Source organism: Paraniabella aurantiaca (genome assembly GCF_050309965.1).
Lineage (GTDB): Bacteria > Bacteroidota > Bacteroidia > Chitinophagales > Chitinophagaceae > Niabella.
Map to the genome: position 1 here is coordinate 507,797 of NZ_JBLOSY010000002.1, position 16,575 is coordinate 524,371.

The window sequence follows — 16,575 nt, forward strand, 5'->3', positions numbered from 1 at the left end:
ATAAATTAATGTGTTTTTGCGCAATGATTAATAAAGTTTTGATAAATGTGGGTGATGTTGAGGCTATTGGGGCGATATGTTTTCACTGCTTTAATACGATGTGAGAAAAAACATCAGCATGAGTCTCTCTTCGTAGCAGCAGATCCCTCCATGCGTTTCGTTGTACTTCACTTAGTCGGGATGACGATTGGGAAGAGGCTTCCGTCCTTCTTTGGCGTTATCACCAACGAACTTTTGGTATAGGGCTGGTTACTGCAGCTTACAGGCTTTATGTATCTTGCAGTGGTTATTGCCAATAGTAAATTAAGTGATCTATGAAAAAGAAAGGTTTAATCGCAATTTGGGTAGGTTGGTGCCTCTTGCAGCTGGTGCTGTATTTTTTTGGTGATTTGTTGACGGATATGATGGGTTTGGCAATATTGACACCGTTGTTCTTCGTTCTTGTGATCATACAGCTGGTTAAACTAATAAAGGAAATACCTGCTGTAACCGGGCTCAGGATAGGGAAGCTGCTCAGTTTTATCCTGCTGCTTTTTCTAACCACTGCTCCCTGGATCGTACAAAGTGTAATAGAGCGGCTCGATTGGGTGATGTTATACAACAAAAGAAGTGAGATCATACAACAGGTGAAAAAAGGACAATTAAAACCCAACCGGGAGTGGAGCAGCAGTCTTTGTAAACTTTCTTTTGCTTTACCGCCTGTGTCTGACGGGGGCAACGAAATCGAAATTTACCGCAACAAGAATAATAATGCACTAACGGTGGCATTCTGGACATTCAGGGGAATGCCTGAAGGAGGTTCGCGGTCTTTTGTGTATTCTGAAGATGTAACCGAAATAAGCCAGATGGACCAACGGGTGGCCCAACATCCCGGTAAAAACCGTAAAATACGGGAGGGCTGGTACCAGCTTACTGATGAGTAAGGTGGGGCCGGCTTGGGGGCTTTTGCCGGTGTTACCAGCAAAGGATGAACCCCGTCGACGAAGCATTATGGGTGGGTACCCACCTGTAAACCCCGCAGGGGAATTCTTTTGCCTCGCCGGCGAAGCTCCAACCTTCGCGAACTGGGCGAAGAACTGGGAGAGCTGGGAAAATGGTGGGCAGTTGGCTTTCCTTGGTTAATATCAATGATGTGTTATAAAATCTCCGGTATCTGTCAACTGTTAGTTTTTAATCTTACAATGTCGTAACGTAATACAACTCCATTTGGTGGCAACTATATTTGCGAGTTAAATGCATTATTTTAATTTATTTTGTTGTAAAATGCTAACGCTATGATGAATGGGAAATTTTGTTTAATTGCTGTTTGTGTTCTGGCACTCTTCTTTTACAACTGCAATAGAAAATTAGATAGTACTACTAGTACTAATGTTTACGCCCTGATAAAGGGTATCGACCGTAATATCAAATACTATAAAAATGGAGTTTTGCATATATTGGAAGATACTGACGCAGGAAGTGCATCTGATATATATGTAGATGGTATGGATGTTTATGTAGCGGGTACTGTATATGGCGTACTCAAGTGTTGGAAAAACGATGTTGAAGTTTTTGTAGATAATTCCATCAACCGTATAGGGTCGACAGGTTTATGCATAAGCGGTGGCAGCTTTTTTATATCAGGTTATAGGGAACCTAATGCGTTAGATCATTTAAAAACGCCGCTATATTGGAGTAATAACATCCGGGTTCCTTTAACCACCGATTCAGTGACGCGCGCATCTACCAGCGGCATTGCGGTATATAATGGCGATGTTTATGTATCAGGTTATGAGCAGGTATATTTAGAAAATCCTGGCACGCATATACCCAAATACTGGAAAAACGGCAAAGAAGTAATATTGCCGGGCAACCCCGCATACACTACAGACATCAAAGTACAAAACGGTACTGTATATATATCAGGAGCCATTAATTTCATGCCGGTTTATTGGAGAAATGGCATTGTGCAGGAACTGGAACTACCCAATGGAGATTTTTTCTATCAAACTTCAGGCATATCGGTAAATGGTGGCAATGTATATGTATCGGGCACTATAGGCGAATATGTAGGAGAAACCAGGGTGATAAAGCCCGTATATTGGAAAAATGGAAAACTGGTTCGACTGAATGTGACCGATGCCGAGTATTTCACACATGGTATTTTGGTTCATGGCTCAGATGTTTATACGTATGGATTTAGTTTCAGAGTTGATAAATACGGCAATTTTATACACAAACCTAAATACTGGAAAAATAGCGCAGAAATAGCATTGCCGGGCGACGGGGAATGTGTGTCCCTGTTTATTAAATGATAATAATTCCAAGGATGTAAGCGTAACCTCAATATGCTACAATAATTATGAAAAAATGGCTCAAAACCACACTATGGGTAATAGGCATACCGGTGTTATATGCACTGGCGCTAAGGGTTTACAGTCGATAAAGATAGGTGTGTATATGGAACTTCCTCAAGCGGATTTCAACCCATTTAGTTTGTCCTGGTTTTTATCCCTCGTTCCAGTCCTTTACCATTTTATCAAAATCTGACCAGGAAATGATAATGGGTTTTTTAGCATTGGCGGGATAATATTCTACACCACCTTTAGAAATGGTGATCTGCCCCAGTTTCGCCTCGTCTTTAAAAACATGAAAGTTAGCATCATTTTTTCCTAGTTCCCATTTGGGAAGATCAACGTATATATTATGTTTAGCCATGGTATTGTTTTAATTTAAATGAATATACTCCAAAGAAAGCTATAAAATATGCTCCTTGCTTACGGTATCCCGTAATTTTTTGCTGTTTGGTGCTATTAGATTTGTTTGAAAATTCAGACAATGAGAACATACAAAGTAGTGCCTTATGTGGCAAATATAACGGTGAAAGAAACCACCGGAAGTGTAGCACAAAAGCTGGAAGTACTTATCAACGATTTTGCTTCACAAGGTTGGACATTCGAATCAGTAGAGAAATTTGAAACCATAGTCGATGACCCCGGATGTTTTGGTATTAACGCTAAAACGTCAACCAGCTTCTTTCAATTAGTCGTGTTTTCCAAAGAAGATTAGATGCGATATTTTCTACTATTTATCATACGATTATATTGGCTAATACCAAAGAAAAGCAGGCGACGGTGCTTGTTTAAAGAGACCTGCAGTCAATATGTGTATAGAATTTCCCGACAGAAAGGCCTAAACGCCGGTATAGCCGCCTTAAGGGACAGGAGGAAGAAATGCAGACCTGGCTTTTATTACATTAATTCTGATTTTGTACGCATGGCAGATCAAAGCATTCTCCCAACAAGTGTTATAAGTACATAATTATACATGATGCTACTAATTTAACTTGTTTTAAAACAAGTTGTTGTAAATTCATTTACTTTTAGTCATTCCGGTTAAATAGAAACATTAGAAAATAAAAACTAACTTAATTTATGTCAACAGAAAAGCCAGACAACCTTATAACCGAAAACCCAACTACTAATAAAAAACATCAATGGTTTCGTTTGACCAAGGGGCGAGCCAATTTTCTCCTGTTCTATCTATTATTTATAACAGGTATAAGTGCCTCTATGCTTGCAGTTGTATTGATTGAAGAAATAAATTTCTTAAAAAAGCTTTCCATTTTTTCCACTTCAATTTTGTTGGCAATTTTTTCTGCATTGGTCGGTGCAGGTATTTATTATTCACGAAAATTATACAAAGCTTGCATCAATCAGGATATGTTGATTCCTTTGACTGAGACCGACCGGATAAGACAATTAGGAGTTACAGTATATTACGTATCTCGCCCCATATACGCAGCATGCTTAAGTATAATAGTTTGCGTAGCACTTAGGTCAGGAGCTGAATTTATATCTACTGGTGGAACTTTAAATGAAAAATTTCCTTATTTAATTATATTAATTGGCTTCTTTGTGGGGTATTCTTCAAGCGAATTTATTGACGATTTGGAATTAAAAGGAAAAAATATTGTTGGAGGAATTATAAAAACTAACTAAACCAAGTGATCATGACTCGAAAATATATTGATATTTCATCAATTTCATTCAATGAAGTAATAGTACACACTTTGCCGAAACATAAAAAGAACGAAGATGATGTAGAACCGCGTTTCAGCGAGAGGATGAGCCCTCTTACACTTTCCCTTAAGAGTATTTTTAAAGATAAAATAGTACAAGCTCTAAGAAGTGATAAATCATTAAAGCTTCTTTATAATCCTGAAAGCTCTTCAACGATATCGACTATTGCCAAAGAGGTAATTGAAGAATTAGCTATTGGAAAATCTGAGCACTTTGTAGCAAATTCAAAGAAAATTGCTAAGAATCTTTTTGATATTCAAAAGGGAAATAACAACGAGGGTATTTTAATTATAATCCCCACTAAAGTCAATCAAAGCAGTGCTCTTTTATTAATAAAGCTAGAGATGGACTCGGGTGCTCAGCTTGTTCTGAATGAGAAAACAAAATCGTTTGATATAAATTCGATTGAGGACTTGATGATGACAAAAAAGACTAGAGTTTATAAGGTTGCTTTGTTACTTAAAAAAAGTTTACAAGGTGTCAAGTATGACGCTCTTGTCACAGACAATCAGATTGACATGAAGGCTAAAGTAGAGATTAAGAGTTGGTTTATTAACGACTTCCTAGGCTGTAAACCATTCAAGGATCCAAAAGTGCTTACCCAAAATTTTTATAATTACACGAAAGCCTTTATTGAAACTATCGATGACGATTTAAAGAAAGCTAAGTATCATCAAGACTTAAATTCTTATATCGGAAAGAATATTGACTATCTAAATCCAGAAGATTTTGCCAATGATTATCTGTCTACTACGGCCGAAAAAAACAGTTATAAAAACTATTTAAAAAACAAAGAGTTTGACTTTAGCAGATTTCAAAAGGATATCACTCAGATCGATAAAAAAATAAGAAAAATGACGATGGAGTTTGCCAATGGAATTACAATAAGTAGCGATAGTGGAAACATAAATGATAAAGTTAAACTTGAGAAAACATCAGAAGGACAGACTAAGGCTACAATAACCTCAAAGCTTCGTAAAATCAAGTAACATGGAACTTGATATAGAAGAAATAGTAAATGTTTGGAAAACGGATGAACCTCGTTTTAGAAAGCTGGGCAAGGGGCTGATACCAATTCTAAAAAATGCAGTTAATGATTTGGAGCTTTTTCCGGAAATTTCTTCTCGAGTAAAAGACTTGTTATCGATTATACGAAAGATAAAGAAGAAAAGACTAACGAAAGTGTATAATTATGAAAGTTTAAACGATAAACTGGGGATTAGGATTATCTGTTCCTTTATAGATGATATGGATGTGATCGACAACTATATTATCCAAAATTTTATAGTCAAAAAATCAGACAAGAAAAAAGAGCTACTTGATCCCGATAAATTGGATTACATATCCAATCACTATGATCTTTCCATTGATCCATCAAATAAACAATACAAAAAATTATTGGAATTTGGTGATCTTATTTTTGAAGTACAGGTGAAGACATTGAATCAACATACTTGGTCAAATACCGCTCATGCTTTATCATACAAACAAGAAGCTAACCTTTCCAACTCTTACAAAAGAAAAATTTTTCGTCTATTGTCTCTTTATGAAATTGCAGACGATGAGTTTTCAACGGTTAATTCTAAATTATGCGAAAATAAAGACAACATAATGTACGCCCTCTTAAGAAAAACCGAAGGCAAAATTTACAAATATGCTAAGGTTGATTTTGATAGAGAGCTCTCTCTTCATGTTTTGAATAAATTAGTCAATTATTTTGAACAAGCTGAATTAAATGATATAATAAAAAATATAGATTCTTTTATTGCCAGTAATGAAAAAAAAATTAGAAGAATTTTTAAAGAAAACGCAAAGCGTTTTTATGAAATTAGTTTTTTAACACAGCCGGAAATTTTTATTATTTGGTATAGCCTTGAAAATCATGAATTTTCCATAACTGATAATTGGAATAATGATTTTGAGGAGGAGGAGTTAGAACAAATTCAGATTTTGTGGGGAAAGGAAATCTAAAATTACAAATAGACTCCTATAAGTTTTCGGTGATATGTGGTAGCCAAAATAATATTAATTAACTCTTGCTGCAAATTCCGAAACGCCTCTTAACATCAAGTCCACCTGCGAGAAATTATATTCGTTATATTTCCCATGAGCTGCTTTGTTCCGCAAATCGAGCCAAGCGGTTATGTTCTTTTGAGTGAGTATATTGTAAACTTTAGATTTAGCCAGATCTGAGTTTAACAAATCAGCTTTTTTAGGGAGGACCTTACCATGCCTCTCTTCTGTAGTATCTATACCATACTTTTGACATAAATTTCTTAGATGTTCTTCAAGAACACTTCCTATCATCACTGCTGCAGCGTGTTCATATTTCTCATCGATTAAGTGTTCGGCCATCTCAAGAAAATCTGAAAATATTTCAGAACTTATAAGGCTTCTTATGTCCGCTACCCAGTCTTTTTCAATTTCAATTTTTACCGATGTTAAAATACCTCTTCCTGCTTCTACAGCGTGTAAAGAATGATTTGTCACGGTCTTCTTAAATTGTTCATAATATGGGTGACTTTCGGCAAAAGTTGAACTGATAAATGATAATGAAAACGATTTGAATTTTTGAAATGATTCATTGCTAACCCAATCCTGGCTTATGAAATCTCCACCTGTGCTATAATGAGTTTTCATTGAATCGTCAGCTAGTTGGATGGCATAATCTACTTTCTCAATAAGCACTTTTTTTAAACTCATATTTTTTTAATAAGTGTAAGAGGACTGATTTTAAAGTTATCCTGAAACTAGATTTGTTAATAATTTCAGCTTTCAACTTCACCTCCTCGTATTCTCCAATATCGCCTCCAGCGTTCTAATCGTATCCTCCTTTTCCTTTAACCAACGTTCATATAACTGCTTAATCTCCTCAATGGATTCCAGCCATTTTTCCATGGGATTAATATTAAAGGTGGGTGAGTGGCCGGTGTTCACAAATGATCCTTCCTGGAATGTATTTGATATAATATTAATCGCCTGCTCTTCGTCAAAATTTTGTATGGCTTCCACCGGTATTTTAAGTGCAGTGGCTACATCTTTGAGTATAGCGGCATCCAGGGTTTCCTTCTGCTCTAAAAGGGAAATCTTTTTCTGGTTCCAATCTTCTCCGAGTTCAGAAGCCAGGGCATCCTGTTTCATACCTAACATTTCGCGGAACCTTTTTACGTTACGGCCTTCGTGTATTTTCTTTTCCATCGCTCATGGGTTTTATGCTTTTCAAAAATAGGTTATTTATTAGCAATCATAGTAGTATAAATGTAAGTAAAATATGCCATAGGGCGGATAAAATACCCGGGGTATTGTCGCATTCACTCTTTTAGTGCACTTGTCATTTACTCTCCCCACTGGTGGTAAATTTTAAGGCGGGTGCCGGCCGCGTTTAAAACCGCAAAGCCGTTAGCAAGGGTTTCACGGGCATTGCCCGGCTCTACCGCCAGCCAGCCGGTTTTGAAAATAATAATTGTACAATCGCCCGGTTCGAGCGTGGGAATAACGGTGCTTTTTAATAGATCCACGCAGTAAGCGTCGCCTTTTAGCACCGGTAAATCTGTACTACTGATTGTGTCTGCCGAAAGCGTGAGGCTATCAGTAATCGTCCAGCCGTTCTTTGTAGCAAAGTTAATTACAGCCGCATCGGTGAAAGTAGTTGTATTGCTCTCCCAAACCCAGGTACTATGCCCGCCCCAGGGTCCATGATCGCTAGTGTTCTTTATCAGTAGATCCTTGTGGAAATTGGTCCAAAAACCTGCGGGCTTAGCGCGACCGCAGGACATAGCTAATGTGATGCATACGAGAATTAATAACGGTGATTTCATGCTATTATAAATGTTTATGCGCCGTTGATCAAAGGTGCTCAGGGCCAATCCCTAATTCTTCCTGCCAATCATACAAACCACCTTTATCAAACACATTGCCCGCTAAAAAATGTTCCAGGAACTCCTCTAACGAATGGGTCATCGGTTTACCAGGGTAAATGCTATTAAATATTTCATACCGGCCGTTATTAGTGTATCGAAGTCCCCAGCTATCACTGCTTATCATATACTCGGCAAAATCAAACCAGTTAGAGCCGTAATCTGAGCTATAAGTTCTGATTTCGTGGAGCGGTGTCATGTCAAAGATATCTTGGGTGCAGCCAAAACCGTTGCAGGTGGTATAGAAGGCAACAAAATCTGCCGGTAAGGGGAATCCCATTTGCTGCTCAAATAATTTGAGCATTTCCGCAGTGGCAGGCGGATTTATATCAATGCCATAACTACGGTGCTTTTCAGTAATGGATTGGATCAGTTCTTTTATTTTCATAATAACAGTTGGAGCTATCATTGTTCCTTATTATAATTTTTAAACCCAATAATGTTTCTCCGGCCGGGCTTGCTTTGTTTTTCTATCAGCTCTTTCAATACGGCAAAAATATTATCAATATCGCGGGTATTGTTTTTTACCTCTTTTTCCAATTGGCTTAATTGCAGCAAAATGTCTTTATGGGTAAGGGCATATTCTCTAAGCCTGGTAAATACGCGGATGATGCGAATATTAACTTCAATAGCTGTATCGCTATTGAGAATACTGGATAACCCGCCTGATCGAACGGGCAGGCATTGTTACACCTTGCTCGGTAAAGGCATTAGGCAGCTTACGTATTCCACCCCAACCAGGTAAACTTGATGTCGCAAATTGCGACATCAAGTTGTCAAGCTCTTTCTGAGTTAGAGTCAACATAAAATCGTTAGGAAAGCGTTTACTATTGCGTTTAACCTGTTCATTTAAACGTCTTGTTTCCACGCCGTACATCTCAGCCAGGTCACGATCGAGCCCGCCTGACCGGCAGGGGCAGGCATTACTTTTTGTCCGCGAATAACGTAAATGCGGTTCAATATCTTTTGTTCTGCTACCAGTGCTTGTAATGTTGCTTTTGCCATAGGTATAGTTTAGTGTTTGTATCGAAAAGCTGCTTTCCGTCACAGTTTTTGGCCTCAACTTGTTCTGTCCATTATGGATTGTTGCTTTCCGAACAGGTTATTTACTCGCAAAAGTGCTGGTATAAATATAAGTAAAATACGCAATAGGTTGCGTAAAATACCTTGGATATAAGTAGTTTACCAGCCAATACTATCGCAACTTCGGGTTCATGAAAAACAACTATTATGCAAACACCCAACCCCGATGTTTTTGAAACCCAATGCTGGGCCTACCGCATCATCAGCCACCCGCAGGAGCTGCTCGCAGAAGGCTTTGACTATGCTACCCTGGGCCGCTTTCGTAAATATATACGATGGGCGCTGCAGGCAGCAGCCGAGCTGCGCATCTGCACCAAAGAGGAGCCAGGCCTGCTGATGGCAGGTTTCCAGGTAATCAATTCCGTAATGCTGGCGGCAGCAGCCTTATTAGAACAAAACGAAGCGGGAGGGGAGCCGCTGCCCAACCTCAATGATCCGCTCCCATCAAAGCTGCGCCTGCTGAGCCGTAAGGACAGGGCCGACCCTTACCGCGTGTTCCGCCGGTTTTTTAAGCATCAATCCCCGATTCTCTGGAAGCAGGACCTGAACCGGGCCCTGGGCTATGCGCTGAGCCGTGCGGCTGTAGATGACACCATGAACCTGCTGCCGGTGTATTGGCATGTTACATGCCTTATGGAGGCGGTTTGGGTGGTGCAGGAGAGGGGGAAGGCTGTTGCAAAGCCAGCTGTGGAAGTGGCTTTGCATAGTGCGTGATAACGATAAGAAGGACGTCTTGTTTTTGATATTTGTTAGAGCATATTGATAAAAGGGTTCGAGAAATATCGGTAAGTATTTTAGTTTCTTTCGAACCTTTTTGCTTGTCCAAAAAGGTTCCCAAAAAAGACCCCCGGCGGCACTTACCGGCCTGCCGCCGGGAAGGGTGCTACTATCAACTATGAATATAGTGGTGTGTCCGCCCCACATTACCTACCGTGTTAGGGCGGACGCTGATCTGTGAATATCTATGCTTAATTATCTAAAGCGCTTATTCATTGTAAGGTTCTGAATACCTGATGATGACAATGCGAACGGATGCCAAGCGGCCTTGAAAAAATTGCGTTAAGAAAACAAATGAAGTAAGCCGTTAAAAAGCCGCCACTGTCCGAGCCCGTGGTATTTTATTAACTTTTTTGCTTCCACGGGGCGAGTTTGGCGGGTTTAGGCTTACAAAATTGTTTTTAGCAAATTTTTTCAGAGCCTTGACTTTTTTTGTTACTTTTTTGTGTTAAGACAAAAAAGTAAGGCAAAGAATTAGCGTTATAAAAAATGAAAGGCTCTTCAAATAACAACCTCTGCCAGGTTAACCCTAAACACAACAAACAGGTCCAACTCCTGAAGAGGCCCGGCGCGAATAGTTCGGAGCAAGAAATCATGCAATGGATGGTTGCATCAAACTCCGTATGAGGAGATCACTCCGCTTGGTCGGGACGATGACAAGAAAGGAGACGACGAACTGGAAACATGTAAGAAGGTCATTGCTGCAAACAACTTTATTTGTTCCCTTACAAACTGCATAGTATGTTTGAAGGGATCGGCCTATGCGCGAGGTATGAGCCGCTGCAAAAACTATGGAAGTAAGTATACTATTGTTTGCTTCGGGCATACTGGCTGGCGCTATGAACGCTATTGCAGGTGGCGGCTCTTTTGTGAGTTTCCCGGTATTATTGTCAACCGGTATAGCTCCCGTTACGGCCAATGCTTCTAATACCGTGGCGCTGTTGCCGGGCAGTTTGGCAGGGGCATGGCAGTACCGCGAATATGCCGGTAACTTACAGGGAATTTCGTTAATCAAAATGATCCTACTAACTACCATCGGGGGAGGAGTGGGAGCCTTATTGTTGTTGTATACACCTCCATCGAAGTTTACCATCTTCATTCCCTGGCTGCTTTTAATAAGCTCTTTAACCTTTGCCTTTGGCAAACGGCTAGGCAACCATATCGCAAAACCAGGCAGATCAGCAGGGCTACGGTAATCACCGGGCAGTTTTTGTTGGGCATTTATGGTGGTTATTTTGGAGGGGCCGTAGGTATTATGATGATGGCCGTATGGAATATATTTGGGATGACGGACATTAAGCAGATCAATGCCAATAAGAATGTACTGGTGGCAGCAGCAAATGCGGTTACCGCCCTGCTGTTTATTATAGCGGGTAAAATTGCCTGGTATGAAACAGCCGTACTGATAGTAGCAACGGTATTGGGTGGGTATGCCGGTGGCTATTACAGTAAGCGCATTAACGCCGTACTCTTAAGAAACATCATCATTGCATTTAACTTTATGATTACGGCTATGTTCTTTATAAAAACATATCTGCTTACCTCATCTTAGCTTCAGGTACAATCTTCCCTTCTAAAACTTAACATTGGGTTTGATGATTCTACATTAATTTTATATTATTAAATTGTTATCAATAGTTATGGCGAAAAAATCAAAAGAACAGGCAAAAGCACCTAAGAAATTAATACAAGACAAAATTATTACGCATTTATTACAGGAGTTTCAGCAGTTGGAAACATTAGTAGGTAAGAAAGAATTTGCGAAAAGACTAAAAAAGTCGGCTAAACTAATTACACAGGGTTTGCAATTTGAAGAAGCTACCAAAGAAGACCTGGCCGCCGAAACCAAACCCGCAGTGGAAACTCCTAAAAAAACTGCGGCACCCAAAAGCGCAGCAAAACCAGCCGTGAAAAAGGCAGCTAAGAAATCGGCAGCACCAAAAGCCGCGGCAAAAACAGCACCTAAAAAACGGACTTTTAAAAAGGCATAGTCCGCCACAGCGGCTTTGCACTTTAGTCATCTTCCTTCTAAGTTTTAATAGGGTATTTTAAATTAGCGAGGGACGCTATCGATCCTTCCTGGATTTTTGCTGATGTAACCAGACAGTGCGCTACCGCCATTGCGCAAAGACGCCAGTATATTAAGACCCGGGCAAATTTGTTGTAGATAACCACGGACAACTATGGTGGGGTGTACCCAGGCTATTTTAAAGCCTGATGTATAGGGAGAGGGAGACCGCCTTATTTCTCCTCCATTTTAAGTAGCGCCGTAAATTTACCCTCTTGAGTGGCGGGCAGCTTTGCATCAAAGCCAATCATCACCGTGCCTTTATTGGGTTGATTATAGCTGGCATAATTGTAATCTCCATATTCACATTTATAAGCTTCGGGATTTTCTGAAGGCCTGATGACTACCTTAAAAGGCACATCGCTTTTAAAAGTTACCAGCATGGCTTTACCTTTTTGGGTAAGACGGATGGTATGATCATTTACTATGGCAGCCGTTGCCGGGGTTACCATATTCCATCGTATATCAACGGGCCCCGGTCCGGCTGCTATAGCATCCTCCACCTGTAAATAAGCATCATTTACAATAACGGCTTTACGCGTAGCTGAGCGTAGTTCATCATTCAGGTTTAATGCAGGAGCCAGGTCAATAATAGCCCCCAGTTCCTTTCCGCTTTCTAAAGTTTGAACCAGGGTAGCCTTGCCTTTTACATTATGCCGTTGGTTATTGATGCTAATAGTATTATGGTTCAAATTATTGTACCGGAATATATCCCACCGTTGTGAGTTTTGTTTCATATTCCAGAGATCAACCCCTTTCGACTCAAGAGTGATATAGCTTTGCATGCCAAAATCCATCGCCCATCTGAGGCCTCCTTCATCATACACAAAACTACCCTGGTCCATATGCGCATGTCCATCTGCTGCGCTGCCGCCTTTTATACCCAGGTATTTGCCCTGGTTGTTCTGCCAGTTGGTGCGTACTATAGCAACCGGTGTAATACCATGACCGGCGTATACTTTTTTTACTGGCACCGGCGTTTTTGATACATCCATATTACGGGCAAATATCAGGGCTACAGGTAGTATACGATCTTCATCAGCACCTTTCTTCGTATAACGGCCGTTTCGAATCAGCGCCATTTCGTTATAGATAAGAGAAGGATCTTTTAGCTGATGGGCAAACCAAAACATAACAGGAGAGGGCGCTACCGCATTACCGCAATCGTAGTAATTATAATAAATGCCCGAAGGGCCCTGTGCAAAAAGCATATAGTAGGCAGACTGCATAAAGCCCGGTGCTTTGGACAGGTCTTTATCAGAGCCCAGGGCGCTCTGCAGCGCCGCCGATAGCAATACCTGGAAACTGGTGCCATAGTTCCAGTAACCCGGTCCTTCGGGATAATTACCATCAGGTGCAAATGTTTTTAAAGGCAGCAGGTTCGATTGAACAGCACGTTCAATAACAGCAATGGAAGCCTCCGGTTCCTCATCCATTATAGCCAGGGCGCCAAAAACCAAGCCGGCATTACATACCGAGTTCCAGTTGCTATGTGCATCTAAAAACCAGGCTTCTTTTTTATTATACGATGGCTGGAAGGCCTTTTCGACAATGGCTTTGCGTACCTTTTGTTTGGTGCGTTCGCTTAGCTGATCATACAACCAATCGTAACCAATGGCAACGGCCATGCACATTTCTCCTACATCGAGGAAATGAGACGGGTTCCAGCTTTCAAAATCACAAAGGGCGTTCAGCTCCTGCTCCGCACGTTGTACATATTTTATATTACCGGTTTGGCGAAAACTGTAGGACAGGTAAAACAAACGGGTGAGTGCTTCCCTTGAAACGGCCAGTAATCGCTTTCCTTCTTTTTTAAATACCAATGGCGGCTGCGTTAATAAACCCGTAGAAACCGCTTGTATATAACCGTCCACTTTTCTTAACTCCGCACTACGTACCAGGGAAGCTTTAACCTGGCGCTCTTCTCCCTTATTTAATAAGAGCCTGGGATGCGGTGCTATTGCAGCATAATCAAAAGCCTGCCCCTTGCCATTTTGTTGTGCTGCAACGCCCAACGAAAACACCAGGAGGTGTAGAAAAAATACCCCATATTGTATGCTTTTAAATGGGTTGGCTGGGGTAGTTCTTATAAAAATCCTTTTAATAGTCATATAATACAATTGGTTTATTTGCAAAATGATCATTGTTGAGCATTAACAGGGCTGTTACTGATTAGTAAATATAAACAGGTTCGGGATAATATAAATAATAGTAAATGATTAGCGCTTTAATGAAGACGCTTTGGTATAGTTGTTGAGCTGCTCTGGTAACTTATAATTTAATAAATGGTTCAAGTTTTTGACTATGGGGAATATGGAAGAATATGAAAAAAAAGAAGCTATTGCCGATGTGATCAATGACCTGGTGAAGATCAATAACGATCGTATTGAGGGCTACGAAAAAGCAGTAACTGAAATAAATGATGCCGATGGGGAAGATTTAAAACCCCTGTTTGCCGGTATGATTGCCGAGAGCAAACAGTTTAAAACAGAACTGGAAGCTATTGTATTGATTAACGACGGCGAAATTGCAAAGGGTGCTTTGGTTACCGGCAAATTATACAGGGCCTGGATGGGCGTGAAGTCTATTTTAACCGCAGGTGGCAGGCGTACCATTTTAAGCAGTTGCGACACCGGGGAAGATGCAGTGAAGAAGGTATATGAGCAGGCACTGGACCATAAAGAACTGCCCGAAGGCGTAAGATTATTAATTGAAGAGCAACAATCGATACTACAGGAATCGCACAATACCATCAGGACCCTGCGCGACAAGGCAGAAGCCGGACAAAAAAGCTAATAGATGGCGCCGGCGAAAAAGAAACAGTGTTGTCCAGCCCTTATATTCACAATATACCTCAAGAAATAAAGAACTTGTTTAAACTTTTAGAACGAACGACAATAGGTCGCCCCTGCAAAGCTCAATATTGATAAATGTAATTTTTCCTCTACCCACATCTTGTCCCTTCGGGACTTTATATTGGTAACGATACTGGTGAACAAGTTCAATAGAGTCCTGTAGGGACGGGATATTGGAAAGTTTAAACAAGGTCAACAAGTAACCGGCTGCTTTTGTGAATTAGTGTGATTATATTTCGTTGCAAGACATGGTTTTTTACTATTTTCGGGGGCTAATAATTCAGCCCATTTAATGGGAGAATAGCGTTTTGCTTTTCTAAACAAATCAAAGTTGTAGTGTCCCATGATTTTAATTGTTGACGACCAGGTTGAAAATATTTACTCCTTAAATAAACTATTAAAGTCCTGGGATTTTGAAGTAGATACAGCCCAATCGGGCGAAGAAGCGCTTAAAAAAGTTTTAAAGAACGATTATGCCCTTATTATACTGGATGTACAGATGCCGGGCATTGATGGTTTTGAGGTAGCTGAAACCCTGTCTGGTTACAGCAAAACCAAGGAAATTCCTATTATTTTTTTAACTGCTGTCAATACCGATAAAAAATTCATCACTAAAGGATATGCTTCAGGCGGTATTGATTATATCACCAAACCGGTTGACCCGGATATACTGATCTTAAAGGTAAGAACCTTTTATCGCCTATACGAACAAACGGTAGCGCTAAACGATTCGAAAGAAATTCTGAAACAGGAAATTGAAGCCCGCAAAAAAGCACAACAGGATTTAAATGATAAGGTGGAGCACCTGCATACCACCCTGGAGAGTTTGCCACAGATCGCTTTCAGGGCAGATGCTTTTGGCAATGTGTTCTTCGTTAATAAGAACTGGTTTGACTATTCAACCAATCCTTTAACCTATCCTGAAGTGCACCCGGATGATACTACCATGGAAGCGATCTGGAGCGATTGTATGCAACACCTGCAACCAAAGGAGGTAGAACTGCGCATTCGCGAACTGAGGTCTGGCGCGTACCGTTTTCATTTGTTGAGGATTATTCCTGTAAAAAGCGAAACAGGGATTAAAAGCTGGGTGGGAACTTTCACCGACATTGATGATCAAAAGCAGGAAGAAAGAAAAAAGGACGAGTTTTTGAGCATAGCCAGCCACGAACTGAAAACGCCGCTTACCAGCATTAAAGCCTATATACAGCTAATAGAACGTTTGGAAGATAAGCAGCCCGAAAGTAAAGTGGCTACTTATATACACCGTGCCCACGACCAGGTTTCTAAACTGGATGGTTTGATTAATGATCTGCTGGATGTTTCCAAAATAGAAAACGGTAAACTTAAGATCAATAAGAAACCATTCGACATGGAAAAGTTGATTGCGGGCGTTGTGGAAACCATTCAGTATACCAGCGCACAGCCGGCTTTAAGAATTGAAAGGCAGGGCCCCCTGATCACCGGTGAAATATATGGCGATGCTTTTCGCATTGAACAAATATTGATCAACTTCTTTACCAACGCTATTAAATACTCGCCGGGGGCAGAGAAAATTGTTTTACATACCGCAAAAGACAACGATCATATATATATAGGTGTACAGGATTTTGGTATTGGCATACCCGATCATAAAAAGAAAAATGTGTTCACCAAGTTTTACCGCGTAGAGGAATCATCCGTTCAGTTTCAGGGACTGGGCATTGGTTTATATATATGTGCCGAAATTATTAAACAGCACCAGGGTACTTATGGCGTTGAGTCAACCTTAGGTGAAGGAACCACCTTTTATTTTACACTGCCAACCAGTTAAA

19 protein-coding genes and 1 pseudogene are annotated in these 16,575 nt (G+C 40.3%); 12 read left to right on the forward strand and 8 right to left on the reverse strand.

The window, feature by feature from the left end; all coding sequences use genetic code 11:
• The first annotated feature begins 314 nt into the window (after positions 1–314).
• Positions 315–923: a hypothetical protein gene (locus ACLOAU_RS16700; protein ID WP_427863041.1), complete on the forward strand. Its 609-nt coding sequence runs from the start codon at positions 315–317 to the stop codon at positions 921–923.
• A 351-nt stretch (positions 924–1,274) separates the two neighbouring features.
• Entirely contained in the window at positions 1,275–2,294 is a 1,020-nt protein-coding gene (locus tag ACLOAU_RS16705) for a hypothetical protein (protein ID WP_427863042.1), read from the forward strand.
• A gap of 193 nt (positions 2,295–2,487) precedes the next feature.
• Here ACLOAU_RS16705 and ACLOAU_RS16710 read toward each other — a convergent pair whose 3' ends face one another.
• Positions 2,488–2,697 (reverse strand): hypothetical protein, encoded by a 210-nt coding sequence (locus ACLOAU_RS16710; protein WP_427863043.1) that lies wholly within the window; start codon positions 2,695–2,697, stop codon positions 2,488–2,490.
• A gap of 120 nt (positions 2,698–2,817) precedes the next feature.
• Here ACLOAU_RS16710 and ACLOAU_RS16715 point away from each other — a divergent pair, with 120 nt between their 5' ends.
• The 5 genes from ACLOAU_RS16715 (at position 2,818) to ACLOAU_RS16735 (ending at position 6,032) form a co-directional block, all read left to right on the forward strand.
• A complete protein-coding gene (locus ACLOAU_RS16715; RefSeq protein WP_427863044.1) occupies positions 2,818–3,048 on the forward strand; it encodes a hypothetical protein in 231 nt (76 codons plus the stop codon).
• Entirely contained in the window at positions 3,049–3,300 is a 252-nt protein-coding gene (gene yidD, locus ACLOAU_RS16720) for a membrane protein insertion efficiency factor YidD (protein WP_427863045.1), read from the forward strand.
• Positions 3,301–3,413: 113 nt separating this feature from the next.
• Positions 3,414–3,980, forward strand: a complete 567-nt coding sequence (locus ACLOAU_RS16725) for a hypothetical protein (RefSeq protein WP_427863046.1) — start codon at positions 3,414–3,416, stop codon at positions 3,978–3,980.
• An 11-nt stretch (positions 3,981–3,991) separates the two neighbouring features.
• On the forward strand, positions 3,992–5,050 hold the full coding sequence (locus ACLOAU_RS16730) for a nucleoid-associated protein (protein WP_427863047.1): 1,059 nt from the start codon (positions 3,992–3,994) through the stop codon (positions 5,048–5,050).
• A 1-nt stretch (position 5,051) separates the two neighbouring features.
• On the forward strand, positions 5,052–6,032 hold the full coding sequence (locus tag ACLOAU_RS16735) for a RelA/SpoT-related domain-containing protein (RefSeq protein ID WP_427863048.1): 981 nt from the start codon (positions 5,052–5,054) through the stop codon (positions 6,030–6,032).
• Between the two features lie 54 nt (positions 6,033–6,086).
• On the opposite strand, the gene ACLOAU_RS16740 is transcribed toward ACLOAU_RS16735, so the two are convergent.
• From ACLOAU_RS16740 to ACLOAU_RS16765, 6 genes are all read right to left on the reverse strand, one after another.
• Positions 6,087–6,764, reverse strand: a complete 678-nt coding sequence (locus ACLOAU_RS16740) for a hypothetical protein (protein WP_427863049.1) — start codon at positions 6,762–6,764, stop codon at positions 6,087–6,089.
• A 78-nt stretch (positions 6,765–6,842) separates the two neighbouring features.
• Entirely contained in the window at positions 6,843–7,259 is a 417-nt protein-coding gene (locus ACLOAU_RS16745; protein WP_427863050.1) for an XRE family transcriptional regulator, read from the reverse strand.
• A 137-nt stretch (positions 7,260–7,396) separates the two neighbouring features.
• On the reverse strand, positions 7,397–7,879 hold the full coding sequence (locus ACLOAU_RS16750; RefSeq protein WP_427863051.1) for a hypothetical protein: 483 nt from the start codon (positions 7,877–7,879) through the stop codon (positions 7,397–7,399).
• Between the two features lie 28 nt (positions 7,880–7,907).
• Positions 7,908–8,387 (reverse strand): SMI1/KNR4 family protein, encoded by a 480-nt coding sequence (locus ACLOAU_RS16755; protein ID WP_427863052.1) that lies wholly within the window; start codon positions 8,385–8,387, stop codon positions 7,908–7,910.
• Complete coding sequence (locus ACLOAU_RS16760; protein WP_427863053.1) at positions 8,384–8,518, reverse strand: hypothetical protein; 135 nt, start codon at positions 8,516–8,518, stop codon at positions 8,384–8,386. Before ACLOAU_RS16760 ends, ACLOAU_RS16755 begins: the two co-directional genes overlap by 4 nt.
• Before the next feature lie 100 nt (positions 8,519–8,618).
• Complete coding sequence (locus ACLOAU_RS16765) at positions 8,619–9,026, reverse strand: ORF6N domain-containing protein (protein WP_427863054.1); 408 nt, start codon at positions 9,024–9,026, stop codon at positions 8,619–8,621.
• A gap of 182 nt (positions 9,027–9,208) precedes the next feature.
• On the opposite strand from ACLOAU_RS16765, the gene ACLOAU_RS16770 reads away from it, so the two are divergent.
• The 3 genes and pseudogenes from ACLOAU_RS16770 (at position 9,209) to ACLOAU_RS16780 (ending at position 11,829) form a co-directional block, all read left to right on the forward strand.
• The gene (locus tag ACLOAU_RS16770; RefSeq protein ID WP_427863055.1) at positions 9,209–9,775 is read left to right on the forward strand and encodes a hypothetical protein; all 567 of its coding nucleotides are present in this window, start codon (positions 9,209–9,211) and stop codon (positions 9,773–9,775) included.
• A gap of 902 nt (positions 9,776–10,677) precedes the next feature.
• Positions 10,678–11,390, forward strand: a pseudogene (locus ACLOAU_RS16775) (sulfite exporter TauE/SafE family protein).
• A gap of 88 nt (positions 11,391–11,478) precedes the next feature.
• Complete coding sequence (locus ACLOAU_RS16780; RefSeq protein WP_427863056.1) at positions 11,479–11,829, forward strand: hypothetical protein; 351 nt, start codon at positions 11,479–11,481, stop codon at positions 11,827–11,829.
• 250 nt (positions 11,830–12,079) lie between these two features.
• On the opposite strand, the gene ACLOAU_RS16785 is transcribed toward ACLOAU_RS16780, so the two are convergent.
• Positions 12,080–14,017, reverse strand: a complete 1,938-nt coding sequence (locus ACLOAU_RS16785; protein ID WP_427863057.1) for a heparinase II/III domain-containing protein — start codon at positions 14,015–14,017, stop codon at positions 12,080–12,082.
• A gap of 193 nt (positions 14,018–14,210) precedes the next feature.
• On the opposite strand from ACLOAU_RS16785, the gene ACLOAU_RS16790 reads away from it, so the two are divergent.
• Together ACLOAU_RS16790 and ACLOAU_RS16795 are read left to right on the forward strand one after the other, a co-directional pair.
• On the forward strand, positions 14,211–14,702 hold the full coding sequence (locus ACLOAU_RS16790; protein WP_427863058.1) for a PA2169 family four-helix-bundle protein: 492 nt from the start codon (positions 14,211–14,213) through the stop codon (positions 14,700–14,702).
• 402 nt (positions 14,703–15,104) lie between these two features.
• Positions 15,105–16,574: a hybrid sensor histidine kinase/response regulator gene (locus tag ACLOAU_RS16795; protein WP_427863059.1), complete on the forward strand. Its 1,470-nt coding sequence runs from the start codon at positions 15,105–15,107 to the stop codon at positions 16,572–16,574.
• Position 16,575: the final 1 nt, after the last annotated feature.

What these genes read in the sequence shown, in the direction of transcription:
- yidD (WP_427863045.1), top strand. Translation starts at nt 3,049, where the DNA reads ATGCGATATTTTCTACTATTTATCATACGATTATATTGGCTAATACCA.
- ACLOAU_RS16745 (WP_427863050.1), bottom strand. Translation starts at nt 7,259, where the DNA reads ATGGAAAAGAAAATACACGAAGGCCGTAACGTAAAAAGGTTCCGCGAA.
- ACLOAU_RS16780 (WP_427863056.1), top strand. Translation starts at nt 11,479, where the DNA reads ATGGCGAAAAAATCAAAAGAACAGGCAAAAGCACCTAAGAAATTAATA.
- ACLOAU_RS16790 (WP_427863058.1), top strand. Translation starts at nt 14,211, where the DNA reads ATGGGGAATATGGAAGAATATGAAAAAAAAGAAGCTATTGCCGATGTG.
- ACLOAU_RS16795 (WP_427863059.1), top strand. Translation starts at nt 15,105, where the DNA reads ATGATTTTAATTGTTGACGACCAGGTTGAAAATATTTACTCCTTAAAT.
- ACLOAU_RS16705 (WP_427863042.1), top strand. Translation starts at nt 1,275, where the DNA reads ATGATGAATGGGAAATTTTGTTTAATTGCTGTTTGTGTTCTGGCACTC.
- ACLOAU_RS16785 (WP_427863057.1), bottom strand. Translation starts at nt 14,017, where the DNA reads ATGACTATTAAAAGGATTTTTATAAGAACTACCCCAGCCAACCCATTT.
- ACLOAU_RS16740 (WP_427863049.1), bottom strand. Translation starts at nt 6,764, where the DNA reads ATGAGTTTAAAAAAAGTGCTTATTGAGAAAGTAGATTATGCCATCCAA.
- ACLOAU_RS16715 (WP_427863044.1), top strand. Translation starts at nt 2,818, where the DNA reads ATGAGAACATACAAAGTAGTGCCTTATGTGGCAAATATAACGGTGAAA.
- ACLOAU_RS16710 (WP_427863043.1), bottom strand. Translation starts at nt 2,697, where the DNA reads ATGGCTAAACATAATATATACGTTGATCTTCCCAAATGGGAACTAGGA.
- ACLOAU_RS16730 (WP_427863047.1), top strand. Translation starts at nt 3,992, where the DNA reads ATGACTCGAAAATATATTGATATTTCATCAATTTCATTCAATGAAGTA.
- ACLOAU_RS16700 (WP_427863041.1), top strand. Translation starts at nt 315, where the DNA reads ATGAAAAAGAAAGGTTTAATCGCAATTTGGGTAGGTTGGTGCCTCTTG.
- ACLOAU_RS16770 (WP_427863055.1), top strand. Translation starts at nt 9,209, where the DNA reads ATGCAAACACCCAACCCCGATGTTTTTGAAACCCAATGCTGGGCCTAC.
- ACLOAU_RS16735 (WP_427863048.1), top strand. Translation starts at nt 5,052, where the DNA reads ATGGAACTTGATATAGAAGAAATAGTAAATGTTTGGAAAACGGATGAA.
- ACLOAU_RS16725 (WP_427863046.1), top strand. Translation starts at nt 3,414, where the DNA reads ATGTCAACAGAAAAGCCAGACAACCTTATAACCGAAAACCCAACTACT.
- ACLOAU_RS16750 (WP_427863051.1), bottom strand. Translation starts at nt 7,879, where the DNA reads ATGAAATCACCGTTATTAATTCTCGTATGCATCACATTAGCTATGTCC.
- ACLOAU_RS16755 (WP_427863052.1), bottom strand. Translation starts at nt 8,387, where the DNA reads ATGATAGCTCCAACTGTTATTATGAAAATAAAAGAACTGATCCAATCC.